We start from the raw sequence: 23,132 nt of genomic DNA, 5'->3' as shown, positions 1-23,132 counted from the left end.
GACGTTTGGCCGAAGCCACATCATCCTTTCGTCTAGTTTTTGGAAATTTTTATTTGGCCGCGATGATCCGTCGCGGGAGACTTGGTCGTCTCAAACGTGTGCGGAAGCGATGAACGGCAATCTGGCTCAGTTCGGTGAGGATCTGCGCCTGCACTTGCTTCGCTTGCAGGCAAGCCTCAACAACATCAACCGGCTCTTCTCTGAAAGTAAGGCCGCCCACCACGTGGAATTTTCCGGCCGGCTAGACGAGCTACGCGCGACGGCGAAGGATTCGGCGGAGCGAACGAATATCCTTCGAGAAGCTCTCGCCGGCGGCCTCGATCGAGAGATGGCGCTCTCATCCGAGACGGTGTCGAGGTGGGTGAGCAAGCGACAGACCTCACAGCTTCACGCTCGGGCGGATCTAATCGAACAACTGGCGGCGACGGCCGTCGAATTGGCAACCCTCTCGACGCTCGAAGCCGAGCGTATCGCCATGACGGCGATCCTGGCGCGCCGGCAGGCCGTAACCGTCCAGATCCAGGGCGACGGGGGGCGATAACGAGCCGATCCCGGACCATTGGACAGACTCCCTTCTGCAGCGTATGGGGGTACTCCATGCTACCGACGGCCTAAAGAATGCCTGCTGCCAAAGACCGCCCAGAACGTACGTTCCTCTTCGGGCCCTTCCGCCTGTCGACCTCCACACGTGTACTCCACGAGGGCGAGCGCGTCGTCCGATTGGGCGGCAAGGCGATCGAAATCCTGATCGCGCTCGTCGAGCGTGCGGGCGAGCTGGTAAGCAAGAACGATCTCATTGCCATCGCCTGGCCCGATACTTTTGTAGTCGAGGCGAATCTGACGGTGCAGGTCGCCGCCCTGCGCCGCGCGCTGGGCGAAGACGACACGGCGAACCAGTACATCGTGAACAGCCCGGGAAAGGGCTATCGCTTCGTGGCGCCTATCAAGTTGGTCGAGACGGACACTCCCATCGCGAGCTCACCGATCAATCGCCCGACGCACAACCTCCCGGCGCAGCTGATCCGCCTCGTCGGACGAGCGGATGCACTGGAATCGATGCAGCGCAAGCTGGAAGGCAATCGCCTCCTGAGCATTGTTGGCCCGCCCGGAATCGGCAAGACTTCGGTTGCACTGCGGCTGGCCGAAACGCTCCTGACTGAGTTCAGCCACGGGGTCTGGCTTGTTGATCTGAGCTCCGTCGCCAGCCCTTCGTTGATTCCAAGCGCGCTTGCTTCCGCCCTTCCCGTGGATATCCGCTCCAGCGACACTCTGTCCGGTCTTGCCGCGGCCGTGCGCTACAAGAACCTGCTCCTGGTTTTCGACAATTGCGAGCATCTGATCGACGGCGTCGCGGCTGCGATCGGCGAACTGCTCCGCAGCGCGAGCGGGATCAAGATCCTCACGACGAGCCGCGAAACGCTGCGTATCGAGGGCGAGCAAGTCTACCGGCTCCCTTCCCTGGATGTGCCCCCTGCGACCAGATCACTCGGCCCGAACGAGGCGCTCAGCTATCCGGCGATCCAATTGTTCGTCGAGCGTGCAGCTGCCATCGTCAATGATTTCGAACTTACGGACACCAACGCAGTCTTCGCGGCACAGATCTGCCGCGAACTGGACGGAAACCCGCTGGCGATCGAGGTTGCCGCCGCGCGCGTAGATGCATTCGGCGTCCAGGGGCTGGCGGCGAGGATCGACGACCGCATGCATTTGCTCGGTGACACGCATCGGGGAACGTCCGAGCGGCACCGCACCATCGCGACGGCGCTCGAATGGAGTTATCAACTGCTCAGCGAAAGCGAGCGATACATCTTCCGATGCCTGGGAATTTTCGCCGGCAGCTTCACGCTTGAGGCCGCAGTAAGCATCATTCCCGCAACAAGCGATGCGGATACGGCATCCATTCTGGCCGATCTGGTCTGCAAATCGCTTGTCTCTGTCGACATCGGCTCTTCCATTGCCAGATTTCGATTGTTGGAAATTACGAAGGCGTTCGCGCTCGCCAAACTGATCGATCAATCGGAGCGAGGCACGCTCGCAACGCGGCTGGCGTCCTGCGTGACGGAAATGCTTCGAAAGTGCGCCTTGGGACCACACCAGGTGCAAACCGCTCGGGACGCGGTGCACGAACTCGACAACGTTCGTGGCATTCTGAGCTGGGCTTTCTCGCCCAATGGCGATAGACGATTGGGCGTCGCGCTTGCTGCCGCAGCCGTGCCGGTGTGGCTGGAAAACTCGCTTCTTACGGAGTGTGTCGCCTGGACGACCAACGCAATCGACACGCTCGAACCGGGCGTCGATGCCGAGCGGGACGAGATGTTGTTAAAGGCTGCCTTCGGTCTCGCCGTGATGTACACCGAAGGCATGACAGGCCAATCGCGTGATGCTCTGAACCGCGCGATCGACATCGCGAGAAGCCTGGGCGACGTGGCGTGGGAGCTCAGGGGCCGCCTTGGTCTCATCCTGTTCATGCATCGGCGTGGCGACCTCAAAGGCGCTCTGGAAGGAATGACGAGGATCGAGCGGCTCGTCGCCGACGTCAAAGAGCCGACGGCACTCGCGATGATGAAGAGCGTCAAGAGCGCATCGCTCTATTTTGGCGCTCAGTATCCGGACGCTATGAAGCTCGCACGCGAAGCCCATGTCTATTTCCAGACCCATACCGATGCTTCGCAGATCGCCCGTTGGGGCTTGAACCACTCGGTCTACGCGCAATGCGTGATAGCGGGCGTCCATTGGTGCGAGGGGCGGTTTGATCAGACTGTACGTGCCTGTGTGGCCGCGCATGAAGACGCGGAGGAAACCGGAAATCCGGCATCGATCTGCCAGGCTCTCAGCTGGTGTGGCTGCAACCTTTTCCTCAGACTGGAGGAGCTACAGCTTGCCGAGATCGCAATTCATAGAATGAAGCAGGTCGCGCAGGACAACGACATCCAAAGCTACCTGCTTTCGGCCATTGGGTTTGAGGGCAGGCTGCTGTTTCTTAAGGGAGAATTCCGCTTGGCGGAGCGACAATTGCGAGAGGCGGTGTCGAAGTTGGGCGACGTACGCTATGGAAATGTTGCAGTCCCGTTCCTCGGGCGCCTGGCGGAAGTTCTCGCGGCTGACGACCGTCCAGAAGAAGCGGTTCTGGTGTCGGCGGAATCGCTCGATAGAATAAGGGCGACCGAAGCGCTCTGGCAGCTACCTGATGCACTTCGCATCCACGGCACGACTTTGCTCTCGCTCGAGGGAATCAAATCAGAAGCGGCGGAACGCCACTTTCGCGAAGCGATCGCTATCTCGCAATATCAGGGAGCTCTCGGCCACGAGCTCAAAGCGACGGAGAGTTTGGCCGAAATGCTTCGCCATCAAGGCAGGATCGGCGAAGCCTCGGCAAGGCTCGATGATGCCCTCGGGAAATTCGCCGAGGGATTTGGTACCACGCCGTACCGACGGGCCAAAGCCTTGCTCGACGAAATGGGTGGCAGCGGCGCGCACGGTTAGGCCGACAACGGGCCGATGCCAGATTGATCGTCGGCCGCACGCTTTCTCATCGATCGATTGTCACTTCCTTCGGCGAATCGCGCGGTCGAATACAATCTTCACCGACCGCAGGCGCATCCACATACGGAAAGCGCAGCGCTCCTGAAGCACAGTCCGGAGTCGACACCACGACTTGCCGCAATCCGTTGCGGAACTGGCCGACCTCATGGTGATAGGAGGCGAGCGCGATCGCACGCAATGCCTCCTGCCGAACGCCATGCTCGTGCATGTAGCGCTGCACCCGCATCGCAAACCGCTGCGGCGGCGCCAGCACACCGTAAGGCATCAAATAGGATCGTTCGCCCGAAACGGTGTGGATGCCAGCCGCCTGCCCGAACCGCCCATACTGGCCCTGCGCCAGCGAGCGGAACACCACGACACAATCCGCCAGGCCCACGACGATCGAGGCCGCCGCGTGGGCAACCGCCGCGCAGCATCCACCGCCGCCGCCACCCCATTGCATCGTCGCCGTGCGCAATTGGCGCGTGCCCAGCGCCGCGGCCAACCGCGACGCCTCGCTGCGATCGTCGCTGTAGGAGGAGAACCCGTCGATCTCGCGGGGATCGAGCCCGGCATCCGCGCACGCCGCCAGAATGGTTTTCAGCGCCAGCTTGAACTCCGGATCGGGAGACGCGCCATGGCGATAATAGTCGGTCTCGCCGATCCCGATGACCGCGACCCGGCCCCGCAGCGTCCGCTCGCGTCACGCGCGCACCGTCACGGTTTGGTATCCTCCTTGACCGCCTCTCGCGATGGCTGGCTGCCGAAAGCACCGCCCGCCGCCAGCTGCGCAATGCGCGCGTCGTCATAGCCGAGCAGCTCACGCAGCACGTCTTCGGTATGCTGGCCGACGGCCGGCGCCGCGACGGGATCGACGATCGGCGTCCGCGAATAGCGGATCGGCAGGTTGACATTCGGCACCCAGCCCACCGTCTCGTGCGGGATCCTTGTGACGATCCCGCGCTCCCTTGCCTCCGGCGAGCGGATCGCCTCGGTGACGCTCCGCACCTGGCCGCAGGGCACGCCAGCCGCCCGCATCCGCGCCTGCCAGTGCGACCAGGGCTGCCGGGCGAAGGCATCGCCGAGAATTGCGAACAGTTCCTCGCGCCGGCGGATTCGATCGGGGCCGGTTGCGTAGATCTCAGCCGCCGCAAGATCTTCACGCTCGAGCACCTGCGCCATCAGGCGATGAAAGATCTTGTCATTGCCGCAGTTGATATAGAACGAACAATCGCTCGCCAGGAACACGCCAGACGGACAGGTGTCCGGGCTGGTGTTGCCGCTTCGCCTTGGATCCGCATTATTGAACAGCGACTGCATCGTCGCGTAGCCGGTCATCAGGACGGCATTCTCGAACAGCGACACCTCGATGGCTTGGCCCTGCCCGCTGCGCTCGCGCGCGAACAACGCGCCGAGGATCGCATTGCTGGCCATCATCGCGGTGCTGATGTCCATCACCGGCGATAGGGCCCGCACACCCTCCCGGTCGGCATAGCCGTTCATTGACACGAAGCCGCTCTCGACCTGCGCAATCGGATCGAAGCCGAGCCGGTCGGAGAACGCCCCGTCACGGCCATAGGCGGACACCGAGCAGTAGATGATCTCGGGTTTGATCTGGCGGCAACTCTCGTAGTCGAGCCCGAGCCGCGCCATCACGCTCGCCGAAAAATTCTCGACCAGGACATCCGCCGTCGCGATCAGCTCACGGGCAACCTCCAGACCTTCCGGGGACTTGAGATCGAGGGCAACACTGCGCTTGTTACGGTTGGTCCAGAGGAACGGCGCACCGTGCCTGAGATCGGGATGCAGCGGAGGATACCGGCGCAGATCGTCGCCCCGGCCAGGCGCCTCGACCTTGATCACCTCAGCGCCCATGTCGGCCAGGATCATGGTTGCGAACGGACCCGCGATGAAGTGCGAAAAATCGATCACCCGGATTCCCTCAAGCGCCCTCGGCGCGCCGGCCGGACGAGGCGTGTGCTCGGGAAATTCGGCTTCCAGCTGATCCAGCATGTGAGACATCCGTACGTCTTGAGAAAGGTTGATCGGCGTTCGCGGCCGTCGTCGTCAATTGCTCTTCGGTGGCTCGACGAGGGAGCAACCGCCCTGGTCGAGCGGCCGAAACGCCTCCGGGCCCGCGAGCACGCCGACCTGCTCGAGCAGATCCCATTTGCTCTTCGACGCATTCGGGCTCTTCGCCTTGAAGATGTACATGTTGTGGATGGCGCGGCCGTCCGCGCGCACCACGACCGGCCCGAACAAGGCGTCATCGATCGGGTTCTCCTTCAGCTTGCGGATCACCGCCTGCGCATCATTGGTTCCGACGGCCTGCGCCGCATTCAGATAGGCCAGCACCGAGGAATAGACGCCGGCATGAAATGCTGTCGGCGACTGCCCGTGCTGCCGCTCGCTAAACCTGGCCGACCAGGCGCGGCTGGCATCGTTGAGATCCCAATAGAACGGCTGGGTGATGATCAGCCCCTCCCCGACCGCGAGCCCGCTGGACTCGACATCGTTGGTGGTGGTCAGCAGCGCCGCGAAGATCCGCCCGCTCTGCTTCAGCCCGAACTCTGCGGATTGCTTGATCAGGCTGACGGTGTCGCCGCCCGCAGTGGCGAACGCGATCACGTCGGCGCCGGAACCGTCGGCCTGCAGGATGAACGACGCATAGTCCGCGTTGTTGATCGGCACATTGACCGATCCGAGAACGCTGCCGCCGCCGGCGCCGATCACCGCCGTCCCGTCGCGCACCATCGATTTGCCGAGCGCATTGTCGGTGGCGATGAAATACCATTTCGTGCCGCCGTGCCGTACCAGATAGGCGCCGATCGTGTGCGAGGCCGCCCAGGTATCGAAGGTCCACTGGATCGTGTTCGGCGAGCAGTATTTGCCGGTCAGGTCGGAGGAAGCCGCGCTCGATGCGATCAGCGCCGCCTTGGTGCCGCGCACGACCTCGTTGACGGCGAGCCCGACGGCCGAGTTCGGCACGTCGGCGACCGCATCGACCTTCTCCTGACCGATCCAGCGCCGCGCGATCGCGGCGCCGACGTCTGCCTTGTTCTGGTGGTCGGCCGATACGATCTCGACCCTGAAGTCCGGGTGCAGCCGCATGAAATCCTCGGCCGCCATCTTGGCCGCCGTCACAGACCCCTCACCGGCATTGTCCGAATAAGGGCCGGACGCGTCGTTGAGTACGCCGATCTTCAGAGAGCGCGCGGCGTCCGCCGATGCCGGAGAGGCCGCGCAGGCGGCCAGCAGCGACAACGCGAGAATGCGAGAGAGATAGTTCACTTGTTTCCACCCATCCTGTGTTGTTGTTTTCAGAGATCGAGCACCAGCGTGCGGGACTTCGCGCCCGAGCAGCAGATCATCACGCTCTTGTTTGCCGCCTGCTCCTCTTGGCTGAGAAACTGATCGCGATGGTCGGGTAAGCCGTCGAGCACGCGCGTCTCGCAGGTGCCGCAGACGCCTTCGGTGCAGGCGTAGTTCGCGGCAATGCCGGCATCCAGCAACGCGTCGAGTATGGTCTTTCCGGCCTCGACCGCAACGGTCCGATTGCTTCGCGCGAGCCTGACCTCGAAGCCGCCTTCAGTTGCCGGCGCTTCCCGCGCCTTGAAATATTCGACATGCACATGATCGGCCAGGCGACCGGCCGTCGCCGCCTCGAATGCCGCGAGCATCGGCACCGGTCCGCAGCAGTAGAGATGCGTGTGCGCCAGTGCGCTCCCGACGATTGCCGGGAGATCGAACACGCGTCCCGCTCGCTCGTCGTCGAAATCGAGATGTACCCTCGATCGATACGCGCCGAGCTCGTCGAGAAATGCGGCCGCGGCACGCGTCCTCGCGGCGTAGAACAGCTCCCAGCGGCGCCCAAGCGCTTCCAGGCGCCGGATCATTGACAGCAGCGGCGTGATGCCGATCCCGCCAGCGATCAGGACCGAGTGCTCGGCCTCTTCATGAAGCGCGAAGTTATTGCGCGGCATGGAGATCGTCATGACGTCCCCCACCCTGATAGCGTCGTGAACAAGGCTCGAGCCGCCACGGCTCTCGGCATCCCTGTGCACCGCGATGACATAGCGATGCCGCTCGCGCTGATCGTTGATCAGCGAGTAGCTGCGGATCATGCCGTTCGGCAGATGCAGGTCGATATGGCTGCCGGCCGTGAACGGGGCAAGCTCGCTGCCGGCCCGTCCGATCAGTTCATAGGAATTGATCCGCTCGGCCTCGTAGCCGATGCGCTTGACCAGCACCTGCTGCGTGTCGGCCGTATGGCCGGATGCGCTCACAGCTCGTACCCGAAATCGGCGCCGAGCTTCGCCCGCATGAACGGCGCTCCGACATCGACCCAGGAATCCTCCGGCGGCAGCCGCAGCGACACCGCCCGCACCATGAACACGTCGGGGTCCGAGACTCCCTTTGGCTTGATCGCGTGATCGCGATAGGCACCGAGCGCCTCCAGAATGAAGCGCCGCGTCATCGCGATGCCGGTATCGCTGGAGCAGAGCGTCTCCTTGGTGCGGTCGAAGATCGGCGAGACGCCGCTCTGACAGGCGCCGTCCTGCACCCAGAGCCCCGGCAGGCCCGAGAACCAGGTGGTCCGCTGCGCCTCGTAGTCGAACTGGAAACCGTTCTGCGGATTGTATTTGGTCCAGTAGCCGGCATACGGCACCGTCACCGGATGCTGCACCAGCGCATGCCGGCTGGCGTGGCCGCTTTCGCGGCCCTTGTGCCCCTCCGCGAACACTTGCCGGGTTTTCTCCAGCAGCGGTTCCGACGGATGATAGGAGAACATGATGCAGAGCGTGTTCTCATCGTCGATCGGCACCCAGGCATGCCCGCTCAGGTCGGGGAACGGTGATAGTGGAGGCACCAGCGTATAGAACGGCAGCATGAACTGGTTGACCCGCCAGTACAGCGTGTTGGCGTCGTAGTTGCGCCGCGCGGCGATGCTCATGCCGAAGTCCTGCTTGATGCATTCGAAGGTCGGCCGCAGGTCGCGCTTCTGGATCCAGGCGTTGGTGGTGCCCTGCGCGTCGAGCCGCCCGTGCAGCAATGGCGCGTGCGCGGAGTCGATCTCGCCCTCGACCGCCTGCAACCAGTTGCACTCCTGCACGCGCACCGAGATGTGCACCTGCTCGGCCGGCACCAGATTCCATTCGAGGTTCGGCAAGGGCGGAAGCTCGACCTGGTCGGGCCCCATATAGGTCCAGATCATTCCGTTGCGCTCCTTGCAGGGATAGGCCTTGATCCGCACCCGCTCCTTGAGGCGGCTGCGTACCGGCTCCGCCGGCATGTCCGTCACCGCGCCGGTGACGTCGAACTTCCAGCCGTGATAGACGCAGCGCAGCCCGCAATCCTCGTTTCGTGCGAAGATCAGCGGCGCGCCGCGATGCGGACAGGCCTGGTCGACCAGCCCGACGCGACCTTCGGTGTCACGGAAAGCGACCAGATCCTCGCCGAGCAAACGGATGCGCCTGGGCTGTCCGTCCTTGGCGAGATCCGCCGACGGCAGGAACGGAATCCAGTACAGCCGAAACAGATCGCCGAGCGGCGTGCCTTTGCCGACCCTTACCAGGCGTTCATTGTCTTCGCGCGAGAGCATGGTTTGTCTCCTTCAATTGCGTGCTGTCGGGGCCGTTGCGCCGAGAAGTGCGGCGACGCGGTCGGACAACCCGAGATCCTGTGCGGTCCAAAGCGGATCGGATGCGGCGAGCGGCTGGCGTGGAACGGGAGGTTGCTTGCCCTCCTCCACCAGGCCCACGATCAGCTCGATGCGCCGCCGCTCGAGCGCCCTGAGGGCATCCTCGACGACGGCCGCCTCGGCCGTGCATCCCGGAAGCTCCGGATAGGCGAGACGAATCCGCCAATGTCCCGGTTCGGTCTCGCCCGCCTCGGCCTCGAGCAGATAGGGAATCGACAGCAGCTCGCGCAGCTCCAACGGCAACCTCCCTGAACGACGTCTTCGCGTCTATTTGATACGTATACGTACTACATGGCCGGATGGCTGACAAGGGCCGAAAACCATTGCGCCGCTCCGGGAACAGGCCCGGGTGCGATTGATCGCAGGGTTGAGGACGTCAGGCCAAGCTGCTAACGGCTAACGCGAATTCGTGAAATCGGGGTCGAACAACGGCATGGCAGCCGACAGGGCAAAGAAGACCAGCTCGGCCGCAGACGTTGCGCGCGACTGGCAACTCGAAGGCGGCGTCGGATTTCTGCTGCGGCTGCTGGAGGCCCGCTACGACGGACTCTATCAAAGCATGACGCGGCAGAGCGACATCACGCCGCGGCAGTTCGGCGTGCTGATGGCGCTGTATCAGTTGGGTCCGCTCACCCCCTCCGTATTGGCGGACCGGATCAGTTGCGACCGCAATACGCTGAGCGAAATGCTGAAGCGGATGGTGGCGCGCCGGCTGGTCGCGAAGAAGGACAATCCCGACGACCGCCGCTCGCTCCAGGTGCAGATCACCGCCAAGGGTGAGGAAGCGCTGCTGGCCGTGATCCCGGCCGCCGCCCAGCTGCAAGAGATCATGCTGGCTCCCTTGCGCAAGGAGGACCGCGCGCATTTCATGAAATGCCTGCTCGCGATCGCGAAGGCTCCGCCGCCGGACGCTCCGTCCGATCGTTGAGCCCGCTTAGGCCGCAGGCTTCCCAAACGTCCCCGCAGCGGCAAGTGTCGCGATGGCATCGGGCGACAGTCCCAGAATCTGCGACAGCACGTCATCGCGCTGTGCGCCGATGCCAGGCACGTGACTGCCGATCGGCGTATCGGCGCCCGACATCTGCCATGGCGCGCTGACGCCGACGAAGTCGCCGGCACCATCCGTGACCGTCCCGAATACGCCCCGTTGACGCAGATGGGGATCGGTCAGCGCCGCACCCGGCGCCCGATATTCGGCGCAAGGCACACCGGCGCGATCGAGCGCCGCGATGCATTCGGCGGCGGTGTGACGCTCCGTCCACTTCTCGATCACCTGCATCATGGCGGACCAATTGGCTCCGCGCGCCGGAATGCTCGCAAAACGCGGATCGTTCGCCAGCTCTTCCTGCCCGGTGACCTCGCAGAGCGCGGCAAAATTGCGCGGCGTCACCGGGGCGATCAGGATATCGCCATCGCGGGTGCGGACCGGCCCATAGGTCGGACGCGGCGCTCGGATCGGGAATTGCGCTTCCTGAAGCTCGTAGACAAGCAGGTTCAGCATGCAGTCCATCAAGGCCACATCGACGCGCTGCCCTTCGCCGGTGCGCACACGCTGGACCATCGCAGTCTGGATCGCGGAATAGCCGAAAATGCCGCCGAGGATATCGGCGACGAAGATCGCTCCCGCCGCGGGCCGCTCGCGGTCGCCGGCATAGCGCATCAGCGAGGTATCGAATCCACTCTCGGCATGCACGATCATCGCATAAGCCGCCCGCTCGGCAGCGGGACCTGACTGGCCATAGCCCGAGATCGAGCAATAGATCAGCCGCGGGTTGATCTCGCGTAACGCCTCATAGCCAAGGCCGAGCCGCTCCATGACACCAGGACGAAAATTCTCGACGAGAATGTCCGCCTCCGCGACCATGCGATGCACCAGCTTGATGGCGTCGGCGTTCTTCAGGTCCAGCGCCAGGCTGCGCTTGCCGGCATTGAGCTGGCCAAAATAGGTGCTGTGGCCGTCACGCAGCGGCGTCCGCAGTCGCATGTCGTCGCCCTCCGGCGGCTCGATCTTGATGACCTCCGCGCCGACGTCCGCCAGCAGCCGCGCGCAATACGGCCCCGCCACCATGATGGAAAAATCCAGCACACGCACCCCGGCGAGCGGCGCCCGGTCGCCATCCTTCTGCATCCGATCTCTCCTATCTCGGCAGCCCGAGCGCGCGTTGCGCGATCAGGCTGCGCTGGATTTCGTTGGTCCCGATGCTGATGACCCACATCAGCGAATGCCGCAGGTTCTGCTCAAAGCGGCCGTTGTCGATCGCGCCCGGCATCTGCTCGGACAGCGCGGCGCGCATGCCGAGGATATCGAGCGCAGCCTCGCCGAAGCGTTCCATCAGTTCGCCTGAGAACACCTTGCTGATCGCGCCATATTCCGGCGGAGTCACGCCACCGGCGGCAAGCTCGGCGCAATGCATCATCAAGAGACGGCCGATCTCGATCTCCGAGGCCAGCGTCGCCATCCTGTCGCGGACGATCGGTTCGCCGGCCAGCGACTGATCGCCTTCCCCCGCCATTACATGCGCGCGCAATTGCTCGAAGGCGTGCGCAACCTTCAGGACGATGCCGCCACCGACCAAGCCGCGCTCGAACGCGAGCGCGCCGGTCAGCACCTTCCAGCCGTCATTGACCTCGCCGACCAGGTTCTCGGCGGGAATGCGGACATTGTCGTAGAAGATGTTGGCGAAGGTGCCGTCGTACATCGTGGCAGACGGCCGGATCGTGATGCCCGGCGCATCCATCGGCACGATGAACATGCTGATGCCGGCGTGCGGCGGCTTGGCGTCCTTGTCGGTCCGCGCCGCGAGGAACATGTATTTCCCCCACCAGGTGGTGGTCCAGATCTTCTGGCCGTTGATCAGCCAGTGATCGCCATCCCTCACAGCGCTGGTGCGCAACGCCGCAAGGTCGGACCCCGCCTGCGGCTCGCTGTAACCCATGCCGTGCATGGCCTCGCCGCGCAAAATCGCCGGAAGGTACTGCTGCTGTTGTTCCGGCGTGCCGAACATCATCAGCGCATTGGCCTGGATCGCGGCGCCGATCCGCGGCGCCTCGGCCTGCTCCATCGTCTCCATGAACGCGATCTGCTCGAGGGGGGAGCGTGCCTGGCCGCCGAACCGTTCCGGCCAGCCGAGGCCGATCCACCCGGTCTCGCCGATATCGCGGGCGAAGCCGGCATCGAATTCGCGCTTGGTGAACGGCTTCTGATCAAACGCATCCTTCCGTTGTCCCGACCAGTTCTCCGCGAGCCAGCGCCGGACCTGCTCACGATACGCGTTTCCGGCAGTCCCGAGGTCGTATTGCGGCAGCCCAGCGCCGCCCGCATCCAGGAGGCGAGCGGCCAACCTGCGCTTCGCATCGGACGCACCACCAAGTGCGATCGTATCGAGGTGCACGCGCTTGAAATGGATTGGCGCTTCGTGCTCCTCGGCATAGCCGATCGCCCCGAACGTGTGCTGCGTCTCGAGCGCGACCTGCCGCAGCGCACTGCCGGAGAACGCCGACGCGCAATCGGCAAAATATCGCCAGTCGGCATCGCCGCCATCATGCAATCTGGCGGTGTGATCGAGGATCAGCCTGACGCCTTCGAGCGCGATCAGGCAATTTGCCAGCTTGTGCTGGATCGCCTGGAACTTGCCGATCGGCTGCCCGAACTGGTGTCGCTCCCTGGCGTAGTCGACGGCCAGCTCGAACGCGCGCCGCGCAGCACCGTAAGCGCGCGCGGTCAACATCGCCTTGCCCTTGATGCGGAGCTCGTCGAGGTCGACGCCGCCTCCGGCAATCCGTGTGAGCGGCGCCGCGTTCAGCCGGATCTCGTAGAGCCCCCACGCCCCCATCGCACGGGTCGCAACGCATTCGACACCGGGACGGCCGAGCTCGATCAGCGCAAGATGAGCCCGATCCAGCGCGACCAGGAGGTGCGTGGCACTTCCCGCCGCCTCGACGCAGCGGAGCACGCCCGTTGCCGCGTTGATCGCGACCTCGATCGAGCCGGTGCCGCGATCGGGATCCAGCGCACCGAACGAGAAGGCAACAATCGCCTTCCCGGAATGCAGCCGCGCCAGCAGATCGGTCACGACGTCGCTCTGCGATCCGGAAATCGCAAGGTTGGCCAGCGCCGCCGACCACATCGGCGCCGGACATCCGGCCCGGCCAAGCTCGGCCATGACGACGAGGATTTCGGCAAGGCCGCCTTCATCCCCCTGCGCCCCGAGGGCGGCTACGCCCTGCCCGACCAGCTTGCGCCAGATCGCCGATATCTCGTCCGGCGAAGACGACGCCATCGCGCCACGCGGACGCCAATGCTCATCGAGGAATCCACGCAAGGAATCCCGCAGCATCGCCGTGACGTCATCGTCCGGCTGTTCGGTCGCCGTCATCACGCCGGCCTAGCCCTGGCCGAACCTGGGCTTGCGCTTTTCCTTGAACGACATCGTCGCTTCCTTGTGGTCGGCCGTCTCGAACGTCACCTGCTCCAGCGCCATCGAGGCTTCCAGCAGCATGTTGACGCGCTCCTTGACGATCTGGTTGATCGACAGCTTGGTCCAGCGAATGGCCCAGGTCGGACCGTTGGCGAGCTCGATCGCGATCGCACGGGCCTTGGCCAGCACCTCCGCGCGCGGCGCGACATGATTGACCAGCCCGATCCGCTCCGCCTCGTTGCCCTTCAGGAGCGTGCCGCGGATCAGGAATTCCTTGGCCTTGTTGATGCCGATCAGAAGCGGCCAGATCACGGTGCCGCCGTCGCCTGCGACCAGGCCGACGCGGGAGACGTGGGTGTCGCCGATCCGCGCGTCCTCGGCCATCACGGTGATGTCGCAGAGCAGCGCATGCGTGGCCGCCAGGCCGATGGCGTCGCCGTTGATCGCCGCGATGATCGGCTTGTCGAGCTCGAGCTGGCGCGTGACGCCGCGCCGGCTGATCATCGGATCATGGACCTCGCCCTCTTCGAGCACGTCGCCGCCGGGCCGCTCCGACATCGCCTTCACGTCGCCGCCGACGCTGAAGAAGTCACCGGCGCCGGTCAGCACCACGACATTGACGGCGTGATCGTCGGCGAGGTCGTCCCAGATCGTGCGCAGTTCGCGGATCAGTTTCTGGTTGATGGCATTGCGCGCCTGCGGCCGGTTCAAGGTCACGGTCGCCACCTTGTCGGCGACCTCGACCGTCAGGCATTCATACTTGGCGTAGTTGGACACGTTTACCTCCATTGTTATTGCTGCTTGGATTTTGTGATATCTTTGGGCGCCCGGGCTATCGAAGCATCCCCGGCTGCACGTCCGCCAATGCGACGTGGAGCGACATCGCTCCCGGGTCCTGCTCCAGCATCCGCTGCACGGATTCCAGGTGCGACCGCAGCAGCCGGCTCGCCAGCGCCACGTTTCGTTCGCTCAGCGCCGCCAGGAACTGACGCCGCTTCTCCGCCAGTCGCGCCATCGCGACACCGCTGGAGGCGACCTTGGCATAGACGAAGCGCATGTGGATCTCAGTGACCGAGTCGACGATCATCGCGATCACCTTGTTGCCGGTCGACGCCGCCAGCAGCTTGTAGAATTCCCGCGAGCACTCGACCCGATCGAGCAGCCTGCCTTCTTTGGTGGCGAGCTCGGTCCGCTCGATATTGGCTTCCAGCGCATCGAGGTCGGCCCGGCGCGCGTTCGCGCAGGCGAGCTGCACCACGAGGTCGAGCACATGGACCCGCGCCTCCGACAATTCCCGCACGGAAATCGTCCCGAGGCTCAGCATGTCCCGCATCACCTCGTTCATGCGGCGGGTGTCGCCCTGCTGGATGAAGGCGCCGCCCTTGACGCCCTTCTGCAGCTTCAGAACGCCGGCCATTTCGAGGCTGCGCAGCGCCTCGCGCAGGACGTTGCGGCTGACGCCGAGCTGCTGCGCCAGCTCGCGCTCGGCCGGCAGCTTGTCGCCGGGCTTCAGCACGCCGAGCGCCAGCTGCTCGCGGATGCGCTCGCAGATCTCCTCGAACGTCCGCCTGGTGTGGATCGGCTTGAAAGTCGGCGCGGCCGACGCTCCGGCGGCACGGAGATCGGAGGTTCGCTCCCGCCGGTTCGGCGAGGCGGCACGGGAGCGCTGCGGCGCGCGAGGGCTTGACTTGGTGCTCATGCGGTGAATTATTAAATGGATCACCCATTCAATGGAAGCCCCTTTCTTGGCTTCCGGCAAAGAAAACGACGGGGAGCCCGTATGAGTTTTTCCGAGGAGCAGGTCGCGTTCCGCGACAACGTGCGCAGGATGGTCGCCAGGCACGTAGCGCCGATCGCCGCCGAGATCGACGAGACCGACCGCTTTCCGCTGGAGCTGGTCAAGCTGTTCGGCGAGATGGGATTGATGCAGCTCTGGGTGCCGGAGCGTTACGACGGCCCGAACGGCAATCTGACCATGGCCTGCATTGCGCGCGAGGAGATCTCGAAGGTCTCGCCGGCCTGCGCCTCGATCGCGGCGCTCAACACCATGTTCATCATGCCGCTGCTGCATTTCGGCTCGGAGGAGCAGCGCCGGAGATACCTGCCGATCATCGCCAAGGGCGGCGTGGTCACGGCGATCGCGATCTCCGAGCCGCAGGCCGGCTCCGACGTCGCCGCGCTCAACACCCGCGCCCGCAGGGACGGCGACAGCTACATCCTCAACGGCCGCAAGCAATGGTGCAGCTACGGTGTCGTCGCCGACTACATCGTGGTGATGGCGCGGACCAGTGACGGCGCCGGCGCCGACGGCATCAGCGCCTTCATCGTCGAGCCGAAGACAATGCCTGGCATCACGTTCGGTCGCCACGAGCGCAAGATGGGCTTTCGCGGCGCCCCCAATACCCCGATCTTCTTCGACAATGTCAGGGTCCCGGCCGAAAATCTCGTCGGCGAGGAAGGCAAGGGTTTTCGCGCATCGATGCGCGCGCTCGACCTCAACCGGCCGACCATCGGCGCCCAGTCGGTCGGCCTCGCGCAGGGTGCGCTCGATGCCTGCATCGCCTACGCCAAGGAGCGCAAGCAGTTCAAGCAGCCGATCGCCGAATTCCAGGGCGTGCAGTTCATGCTCGCCGACATGGCAATGCAGATCGAGGCGGCGCGCGCGCTGGTCTACGAATGCGCCCGCGCCGGCGATGCCGGCGACTGGAAGCGGCTCAACGTGCTTGCCAGCATGGCGAAATGCGTCGGCAGCGACATGGCAATGAAGGTCACGACCGACGCGGTCCAGATCTTCGGCGGCTACGGCTACACCATGGACTATCCGGTCGAGCGCATGATGCGCGACGCCAAGCTGACCCAGATTTTCGAGGGCACCAACCAGATCCAGCGCGTGGTGATCGCCCGCGAGTTGCTGCGCTGACGCAGATTCCAATAAGAAACGAATTAAGGGGAGAACGACCTTGAACCACCTCATCGACCGGGCGTTTGCGGCTATTGCGCTGTCGGCCCTGCTGGCGGCGCCTGCCTACGCCCAGAAGGCCTATGGTCCCGGCGCCAGCGATACCGAGATCAAGCTCGGCCAGTCGACGCCGCTCAGCGGCCCGGCCTCCGCCTTCGGCGCCGGCGCCGGGCGCGCCGTGGTCGGCTATTTCGAGATGCTGAACGCGAAGGGCGGCATCAACGGCCGCAAGATCAACTTCACCCAGCTCGACAATGCCTACAGCGCGCCGAAGGCCGTCGAGCAGTCACGCAAGTTGATCGAGGACGTCGGCGTCCTGGCCGAGGTTGGCACGATCGGCACCGCGCCGAACGTCGCGATCCAGAAATACCTCAACGGCAAGCAGGTGCCGCAGCTGTTCATTACGGCCGGTGGACGGCGTTTCAACGATCCCAAAACCTTCCCGTGGACGATCCCGCTCTATCCGGACTTCGAGACCGAGGGCCGCGTCGTCGCCAAGTACATCCTGACCGCAAAGCCCGACGCCAGAATCGGCGTGCTGTATCAGAATGACGACTACGGCAAGGACTATCTCAGGGGCCTCCGCGCCGGCCTCGGTCCAAAGGCCGAGCTGATCGTCGCCCAGGCCTCCTACGAACTCGCCGACCCGACGATCGACTCGCAGATCGTTCAGCTCAAGGCCGCCGGCGTCGACACGCTGATCGAGCAGTCGTCGTCGAAGGCAGCCGCGCAATCGATCCGCAAGGTCTACGAGCTCGGCTGGAAGCCCTTGCACGTGATCGGCGGCTCGACGGCATCGGTCGAAACCATCCTGAAGCCCGCCGGCCTCGAAGCGTCGAAGGGCCTCGTCACCACGCAATTCCTCAAGCAGCCGGGCGACCCGGCCTGGGCCAATGACGACGAGGTCAAGGCCTACAAGGATTTCCTGAAGACCTACGCACCTTCGGCCAATCCGGACGATTACTCCGTGCTCGTTGCCTACATGAATGTTCACGCCGTCGAGATGGCGTTGCGCAAATGCGGCGACGACCTGACCCGCGAAAACCTCATCAAGCAGGCCACCTCGATGAAAGGCGAGCGTTTGCCGATGATGCTCCCGGGCGTCGCGATCAGCACCAGGTCGGAAGACTACACGCCATTCAGGACCCTGCGGATCGCGACGTTTGACGGAGCAAGCTGGAACCTGACTGGCGAGCCTCTCTCTGCTGATTAGACCAGATTACGAGAGCCATCGCGGAATTCGCGGCCGACCATTTCAGAGCACTCCGTGCCTCGCCCCAATGTCTACCTCACCCTCGAGGACGCGCGAAGCTTTGCCACCAGAAGCCTCGGCCTGCAGGTCGGCGAGCAGGCCAAGCAAGTGCTCTATCTGCGTTCCGACGATCGGGCGCACACGCTCTGCTATTTCGAGGGCGATCCGCAGGACCAAGCCGTCGCCTTCGAAGTCGAAGATGCGGACAAGCTCAACGTCGCCGGCGCAACGCTAGATGCGCTCGGCCATGCCGTCCATGCCGGCAGGCCCGACGAATGCGCGCTCCGCAAGGTCAAGGCTTTCATCGCGTTCAAGGATCCGACGGGCAATTCCGTCGGAGTGGACGAAATCGAGGACGAGGAAACCCATCGACCGCGGCAGTTCGGCTTTGAGCCATCCAGCCTTTGCATGTGGGGGCGCAAAATCAGCACGTCCGCGCTAGCTCGTCCGGCGGCGGGCGGAGCGCTTCGTAGCGCGGGTTGGCGCCAGCGTAGCCCGCCACTGCACCCTCCGCACCGGCCACAGCCATTCACATTTCAAACAGCGCAAGCATTCGCGATCTCGCGACATGATCGGTCCGAGCTTTGTGCATCGTTCCGCCCTCCTCTCACAGAGGGCGCAGGGAAAGCCGGGTGCCGATCGCACCCATGGGCCCCGTGCAAAAGGTAGAAAGCACGGGGGTAGGACCACAGGTGTAACCGGAAACAACCCGGCTTTCCCTGCGCGATGGGCTACGGCTTACTTCGTGCTCTCCCCGGCGAGACTTGGCTTGCTTGTCACCGTCTTCGCCACGCGCGACCTGCGCAATGTGAAGAGACACCTGCCATGAGGGCGTCAGGACCACACGACTTCGCCGTCCGCCTCACGCGCACTCGTCAGTCGCGCATTCAGCGTCCACCGCATCTCGACCCGCGTTCGTGACGATCGCGATCCGCCCCTCGTGTCGGGTGAGACGCGCATATTGAACAGCTGAGTTGGGTGCGGCGTCAAGTTAAATTCCGAAAATCGGAAGCAACGATTTTGTGACCGAAGGGGCTGGTCCCCCGCCGTCATTCCGGGGCTCGCGAAGCGAGAGCCCGGAATCCATTGATCCACGAGTTATGCGGCCCGATGGATTCCGGGCTCTCGCCTTCGGCGAGCCCGGAATGACGGGGGAAGAGAGAGGCGCGTCGAATAGGCACATGACACGCGAATGCTCGGACATCGCCGCGCCGTTCCGGAGCTGCGTCCGCTAGTCGAACCCCACGTGTGCTGTGAACGCGTGCGACGACGCCAATCGGTCGGGGTATAGCCGGTGAGCCGTTTGAATGTGATCGTTCGCGCGACCCGTTGGCTCATCCGGGCCAGGCTTGGGATGCTTGCCGATCCGCCCTCGCGCAGGCCTCGCAAGAGCGGACGTGTGCAGTCTCCGCTCAGCCAGATGCCATTCAACCAGATGCCATGTCCGGTTCGGACATCGTGATCCGGTTCTCGACGCTGGGACGCTCCTGCATCATCGCGTACCACGCCGAAAGAGCCTCGCACTCCTCAGGCACCGGCACCTTCAGGAGTCCGGCGAAGATCAGGCCGCCGATGACGGTGATATCGGCCATCGTGAACGCCTCGCCCGCGACGAACGGCTGGCTTTGCAGAATGCCGTCGAAGTAGCGCATCCCCCTGAGCGCCTTGTCGCGCTGACGGAAGCCCCATTCGGGGTTCTGATAGATCTCGACATGCGGCCCAAGGCCCGGCGTGGCGTGGTGGAAATAGACGCTGATGGGGTCGAGCAGCTCCAGTTCGGCGCGCTTGCTCATCATGTGGATCACGCCCTTTTCGCGCGGCGTCCTGCCGGTCAGCGTCGGCGCGCCATCGAGCGCATCAAGGTACTCGGTAATGGCAGAGCATTCGCCGATGAAGGTCCCGTCGTCGAGTTCGAGCACCGGCAGCGTGCCCGAGTAGTTCTTGGCGAGGAATTCCGGCTTCTTGTGCTCGCCCTTGTAGAGATCGACCAGGACGAACTGCACCTGCGACCGCAGGTTCTTCTCGGCCAGGGCGATGCGAACGCGGGCCGGATATGGGCCGGTCGGCCAATCGTAGATCTTCATCATAAACTCCAGTTTGTCTACCTGCCACTTGGTAGGTTCGATATGAGTACTTCACATCCGGCCGGTCAAGCCCTACCTGTCACTTGGTAGATAACGAAGCAGTGAGAGGACGACGTGGGTTCAAGCGCTCGGGAGGCCATCTTGGCGGCAGCAAAGCGAACTGCGCAGGCGCGCGGCTATGGCGGCTTGAATTTCCGCGATCTCGCCGCCGAGGTCGGGATCAAGGCCGCCAGCATCTATCACCATTTCCCGAGCAAGGCCGATCTCGGCGCAGCCGTCGCGCGGCGCTACTGGGAGGACACCGCCGCCCAACTCGAGGCGATGCTGGCGGAAACCGCGGATCCGGTCCGCTGCCTGCGCCGATATCCCGAGGTGTTTCGCAAGGCGCTCGAGAACGACAATCGCATGTGCTTGTGCAGCTTCATGTCCGCGGAGGTCGACGACCTGCCGGACGCGGTGAAGCAGGAGGTCCAGACCTTTGCCGACGTCAACGTGGCGTGGCTGAGCAAGCTGCTGGTGGCGGCGCGCCTCGTCAGTGCAAGAAAGAGCGAACAGCGCGCCCGCGCCATCTTCGCTGCCGTCGCCGGCGCGCAGCTGATGGCCAGAAGCCGCTCCGATATTTCGCTCTACGACTCCTTGATCGACAACTATCGCGCCGCCGGGCTGCTGCCGGCGTAGCTAGCCGTGTAGCTCGCATGAGCGCAGCGATATGCGGGAGACCACGACGCGAGTGAAAGAGCCCCGGATATCGCTACGCTCATCCGGGCTACGCTTGTTAGCCTGGCCCGTCAGCATGCCCGCGAGGCGTAAGGGGGACACGGGTTCCCAACATGGTCGAAAACAATTCTACTAGTTCGACTTTTGATTTTCCCGCTCCGACGATTGGAATAAGACCATTAAATGAGAACCGAACCACTCGATTCAGACGAGGATTCACCAAGACCCCGTCCGCCCATTCCGTGGCACCAGTCTCAAGCGCCGCACAATAGCTGAGAAGCCAGTACATTAGGATCTGGCGGTAGTCGGAAGATATGAAGTGCTTGTTCGTGCACTTCACCTCAATTAGCGCTCTTCCAATGGAAAAGTCACCCACACTAGAGGCCACCCATTGAAAACCCGGAATACGCGGGCCACGCACAAGAGCCTCGGTGCCACTTGAAGCTCGAAGTTGCCGAAAGGCCGCAATCAAATTCCTCGCCACATGGAGCGACACCTCCTTGTCGACACTGGTCAGCGATTGCGGAAGCTTGGCGTCAAAATGTGCTTTCTGGCGCGCCACCGCTGTACCTAGGCACAAATCCCAATCGACCGCCGACCCTCCTTCGATCAGTTGCTCGGCAGCTGCGACAGCTGTTTCAAATAGCATAGCCCGTTGGACACTTGTGGCTTCTACCAACTCTTGAGAAACGGGTTCGCATCCGTCGATAGGAATAGCCCCGCGATTGAAACTGGCGACTACCCCTTGCGCGAGCTGCGGGAACAGAGCGTCGAAAACACCCGAGATGTCGCGAGCAATTGTCCTGGGATCTCTAATTGGCAGGCGCATGGTGATCGCCTTCCGCCCAATTGCTATAAAGCACAGCAAACGTTTGCTCACGGTCACTACCGCGCTCGAATCCCAGCCTCCAACCGTTAAGGACACTTTTCTTCACTTGGCTACGGAATTTAGATCCCTCGTCGCCAAACTGGGCTGCAGCGAACCAAAGCATCCGCTGCTCCTCGGTACTTAACGAGTTCCACCGGTTTCGTTCCCTTGTGAAGATCGTTCTCTCCTTCCAAAGGCGCCAGCAATCGAGACACCCGCGCTTCACCGTCTCTGACTTCGTGGAGTCGTGCATCTTGAGGACGAACGCTGCACGCTCGTCCGTCCGTCGAAAGCGCAGTGCCCGCAAATAATGAAGGCAACTAACTTCCGCACTCAACAAGTGTGGCGAGTGTGTAGGAACTGAGTCCAGAAGGCGATCAACCGCGCCATGAATCTCGACAAAACGAGAATCGGCGCAGATCGATGCGACACCTCTCATTATGGTGGCCCACGAGGCCCGAAATGAGTGAAGATTACCCGGAGAGAGCAGTGTCCTGCAGAGATGGAACGCTGCACTCGGCTCGTGTAACGTTAGAGTTCTTCCGATTTGAGTGACCAGAAATGTGTCTGGCTGCGCTTTATGGAGCTCGTTGTCCAGCAGCGCCCGAACATCCAACCCCTCGACGATCTCCCTCAGTTCGTCGTAATCGGAATCTCGCGTATCGGAGTAAGGATCAAACTTTAGATCAATCTCAGCCAGCCTGTTCGCTTGATCGTCGGAGGTTCCGAGCTGCGTCTCAACGTAATCGACATAGTGCTTCGCCGTCAAAATAATGGTTTTGGTTCTATTGAGAGTGAGGCCATAGTCTGCAAGAGCGTGCGACAGGATAGAAAGTGCACGATAGGCCTCCGATTGATTGGCCGTAATCAGCACAAAATCGTCAACGTATCGCCGCCAAGCTATTCCTTCGACGGTAAGGGTACTGTCTATCGATGTCAGCAGAAGTTCAGCGAGTACTCGCGAGCATTGCCCGCCGACAGGTAAGCCAAAGGATCGGCCAGCTGCAAACTTGCTCAGAAACCTGTCAATCTGAACTGCCAGGTTGGATGACGGGCCGAACAGGTCATCGATCAAGTTCTCAAGCCTATGATGCGAAACATGCTCATAGAAGCTCGATATGTCGGTTTGGACGACTACGGCCCCACTCGATGCTTCTGGGCATTCGTCGATGGTTGCTTGTCGAAATGCACGCCACGATGAATCGCGATTGAACAAGGAGTCGCCGGAGGGAACGAACCTATAGGAATGCACGCGGCTGCTACGTTTGGGCTCCAAGGCCTCAGCAATGGCAATTCCCAGGCCATTAAAATAGACGTTCCAAAAGGGATGAATCTTAGTAGTAATCCGAAAGCCTGCCGAACCAGTCGGCACCAGCAACCGTTCTGAGAAGACCGGCAATTCTTCGATAAGGCGCTTGGCCGTTTTCTTGTCTACTTTGGCTACCCGGTTGCTCCACTCGAACGCCAGGTTGGCCAAATCTTCCGGACACTGGGCGATGAACCAATTGTCTACATCGAACGGAAGAGTATCGTTGTCGCCATGCGCAGATATATCAGCGACGGCCCGCCGAAAATGATCAAGCTTTACTTCACTCATGCGAGAGCAACCGG

General features: G+C 63.0%; 19 protein-coding genes and 1 pseudogene. 7 read left to right on the top strand and 13 right to left on the bottom strand.

The window, feature by feature from the left end; translation table 11 throughout:
• Positions 1-109 precede the first annotated feature (109 nt).
• Both JQ507_13330 and JQ507_13325 read left to right on the top strand, forming a co-directional pair.
• Entirely contained in the window at positions 110-541 is a 432-nt protein-coding gene (locus JQ507_13330; protein QRI72384.1) for a hypothetical protein, read from the top strand.
• 77 nt (positions 542-618) lie between these two features.
• Positions 619-3,483 carry a winged helix-turn-helix domain-containing protein gene (locus tag JQ507_13325; GenBank protein QRI72383.1) on the top strand — a complete coding sequence of 955 codons (2,865 nt, stop codon included), beginning with the start codon at positions 619-621 and terminating at the stop codon, positions 3,481-3,483.
• 205 nt (positions 3,484-3,688) lie between these two features.
• Here JQ507_13325 and JQ507_13320 read toward each other — a convergent pair.
• From JQ507_13320 to JQ507_13295, 6 genes and pseudogenes are all read right to left on the bottom strand, one after another.
• Positions 3,689-4,243 (bottom strand): annotated as a pseudogene (locus tag JQ507_13320) (acetyl-CoA acetyltransferase).
• Entirely contained in the window at positions 4,240-5,535 is a 1,296-nt protein-coding gene (locus JQ507_13315) for a CoA transferase (protein ID QRI72382.1), read from the bottom strand. Before JQ507_13315 ends, JQ507_13320 begins: the two are co-directional and overlap by 4 nt.
• A gap of 54 nt (positions 5,536-5,589) precedes the next feature.
• Complete coding sequence (locus JQ507_13310; GenBank protein ID QRI72381.1) at positions 5,590-6,813, bottom strand: ABC transporter substrate-binding protein; 1,224 nt, start codon at positions 6,811-6,813, stop codon at positions 5,590-5,592.
• A 29-nt stretch (positions 6,814-6,842) separates the two neighbouring features.
• A complete protein-coding gene (locus tag JQ507_13305) occupies positions 6,843-7,808 on the bottom strand; it encodes an oxidoreductase (GenBank protein ID QRI72380.1) in 966 nt (321 codons plus the stop codon).
• Entirely contained in the window at positions 7,805-9,124 is a 1,320-nt protein-coding gene (locus JQ507_13300; GenBank protein QRI72379.1) for a Rieske 2Fe-2S domain-containing protein, read from the bottom strand. The genes JQ507_13305 and JQ507_13300 overlap by 4 nt, the downstream gene beginning before the upstream one ends.
• Positions 9,125-9,136: 12 nt before the next feature.
• Entirely contained in the window at positions 9,137-9,460 is a 324-nt protein-coding gene (locus tag JQ507_13295; protein ID QRI72378.1) for a hypothetical protein, read from the bottom strand.
• 196 nt (positions 9,461-9,656) lie between these two features.
• Here JQ507_13295 and JQ507_13290 point away from each other — a divergent pair, with 196 nt between their 5' ends.
• Positions 9,657-10,151 (top strand): MarR family transcriptional regulator, encoded by a 495-nt coding sequence (locus tag JQ507_13290; GenBank protein QRI72377.1) that lies wholly within the window; start codon positions 9,657-9,659, stop codon positions 10,149-10,151.
• A gap of 6 nt (positions 10,152-10,157) precedes the next feature.
• Here the strand turns inward: JQ507_13290 and JQ507_13285 are convergent, their stop codons facing one another.
• Genes JQ507_13285 through JQ507_13270 form a run of 4 tightly spaced genes read right to left on the bottom strand, consistent with a single transcriptional unit; the run spans position 10,158 to position 15,340 of the window.
• The gene (locus tag JQ507_13285) at positions 10,158-11,351 is read right to left on the bottom strand and encodes a CoA transferase (GenBank protein ID QRI72376.1); all 1,194 of its coding nucleotides are present in this window, start codon (positions 11,349-11,351) and stop codon (positions 10,158-10,160) included.
• A 10-nt stretch (positions 11,352-11,361) separates the two neighbouring features.
• Positions 11,362-13,599, bottom strand: coding sequence for an acyl-CoA dehydrogenase (locus JQ507_13280; protein QRI72375.1), 2,238 nt, complete (start codon positions 13,597-13,599; stop codon positions 11,362-11,364).
• 9 nt (positions 13,600-13,608) lie between these two features.
• Positions 13,609-14,430 carry an enoyl-CoA hydratase/isomerase family protein gene (locus JQ507_13275; GenBank protein QRI72374.1) on the bottom strand — a complete coding sequence of 274 codons (822 nt, stop codon included), beginning with the start codon at positions 14,428-14,430 and terminating at the stop codon, positions 13,609-13,611.
• 43 nt (positions 14,431-14,473) lie between these two features.
• Positions 14,474-15,340 carry a FadR family transcriptional regulator gene (locus JQ507_13270; protein QRI72373.1) on the bottom strand — a complete coding sequence of 289 codons (867 nt, stop codon included), beginning with the start codon at positions 15,338-15,340 and terminating at the stop codon, positions 14,474-14,476.
• Between the two features lie 81 nt (positions 15,341-15,421).
• Here JQ507_13270 and JQ507_13265 point away from each other — a divergent pair, with 81 nt between their 5' ends.
• Genes JQ507_13265 through JQ507_13255 form a run of 3 tightly spaced genes read left to right on the top strand, consistent with a single transcriptional unit; the run spans position 15,422 to position 18,521 of the window.
• Positions 15,422-16,561, top strand: coding sequence for an acyl-CoA dehydrogenase family protein (locus JQ507_13265; protein ID QRI72372.1), 1,140 nt, complete (start codon positions 15,422-15,424; stop codon positions 16,559-16,561).
• Positions 16,562-16,601: 40 nt separating this feature from the next.
• A complete protein-coding gene (locus JQ507_13260; GenBank protein ID QRI72371.1) occupies positions 16,602-17,813 on the top strand; it encodes an ABC transporter substrate-binding protein in 1,212 nt (403 codons plus the stop codon).
• Between the two features lie 54 nt (positions 17,814-17,867).
• Complete coding sequence (locus tag JQ507_13255; GenBank protein QRI72370.1) at positions 17,868-18,521, top strand: hypothetical protein; 654 nt, start codon at positions 17,868-17,870, stop codon at positions 18,519-18,521.
• Positions 18,522-19,279: 758 nt separating this feature from the next.
• Here the strand turns inward: JQ507_13255 and JQ507_13250 are convergent.
• Positions 19,280-19,936 (bottom strand): glutathione S-transferase, encoded by a 657-nt coding sequence (locus JQ507_13250; GenBank protein QRI72369.1) that lies wholly within the window; start codon positions 19,934-19,936, stop codon positions 19,280-19,282.
• A gap of 114 nt (positions 19,937-20,050) precedes the next feature.
• On the opposite strand from JQ507_13250, the gene JQ507_13245 reads away from it, so the two are divergent.
• Entirely contained in the window at positions 20,051-20,614 is a 564-nt protein-coding gene (locus JQ507_13245) for a TetR/AcrR family transcriptional regulator (GenBank protein QRI72368.1), read from the top strand.
• A 97-nt stretch (positions 20,615-20,711) separates the two neighbouring features.
• Here JQ507_13245 and JQ507_13240 read toward each other — a convergent pair whose 3' ends face one another.
• Positions 20,712-21,533, bottom strand: a complete 822-nt coding sequence (locus JQ507_13240) for a hypothetical protein (protein ID QRI72367.1) — start codon at positions 21,531-21,533, stop codon at positions 20,712-20,714.
• Positions 21,466-23,118: an RNA-directed DNA polymerase gene (locus tag JQ507_13235; GenBank protein QRI72366.1), complete on the bottom strand. Its 1,653-nt coding sequence runs from the start codon at positions 23,116-23,118 to the stop codon at positions 21,466-21,468. Before JQ507_13235 ends, JQ507_13240 begins: the two co-directional genes overlap by 68 nt.
• Positions 23,119-23,132 lie beyond the last annotated feature (14 nt).

This window comes from Bradyrhizobium sp. PSBB068 (genome assembly GCA_016839165.1).
In the GTDB taxonomy this organism is placed as follows: Bacteria; Pseudomonadota; Alphaproteobacteria; order Rhizobiales; family Xanthobacteraceae; genus Bradyrhizobium.
Note: the sequence above shows the minus strand (reverse complement) of the source record. Positions and strands in the feature narration are given on the sequence as shown.

Coding starts and splice junctions, on each gene's coding strand:
- JQ507_13315 (QRI72382.1), bottom strand. CDS start 5,535: ATGCTGGATCAGCTGGAAGCCGAATTTCCCGAGCACACGCCTCGTCCG.
- JQ507_13235 (QRI72366.1), bottom strand. CDS start 23,118: ATGAGTGAAGTAAAGCTTGATCATTTTCGGCGGGCCGTCGCTGATATA.
- JQ507_13300 (QRI72379.1), bottom strand. CDS start 9,124: ATGCTCTCGCGCGAAGACAATGAACGCCTGGTAAGGGTCGGCAAAGGC.
- JQ507_13250 (QRI72369.1), bottom strand. CDS start 19,936: ATGAAGATCTACGATTGGCCGACCGGCCCATATCCGGCCCGCGTTCGC.
- JQ507_13285 (QRI72376.1), bottom strand. CDS start 11,351: ATGCAGAAGGATGGCGACCGGGCGCCGCTCGCCGGGGTGCGTGTGCTG.
- JQ507_13270 (QRI72373.1), bottom strand. CDS start 15,340: ATGAGCACCAAGTCAAGCCCTCGCGCGCCGCAGCGCTCCCGTGCCGCC.
- JQ507_13275 (QRI72374.1), bottom strand. CDS start 14,430: ATGGAGGTAAACGTGTCCAACTACGCCAAGTATGAATGCCTGACGGTC.
- JQ507_13325 (QRI72383.1), top strand. CDS start 619: ATGCCTGCTGCCAAAGACCGCCCAGAACGTACGTTCCTCTTCGGGCCC.
- JQ507_13330 (QRI72384.1), top strand. CDS start 110: ATGAACGGCAATCTGGCTCAGTTCGGTGAGGATCTGCGCCTGCACTTG.
- JQ507_13290 (QRI72377.1), top strand. CDS start 9,657: ATGGCAGCCGACAGGGCAAAGAAGACCAGCTCGGCCGCAGACGTTGCG.
- JQ507_13265 (QRI72372.1), top strand. CDS start 15,422: ATGAGTTTTTCCGAGGAGCAGGTCGCGTTCCGCGACAACGTGCGCAGG.
- JQ507_13280 (QRI72375.1), bottom strand. CDS start 13,599: ATGACGGCGACCGAACAGCCGGACGATGACGTCACGGCGATGCTGCGG.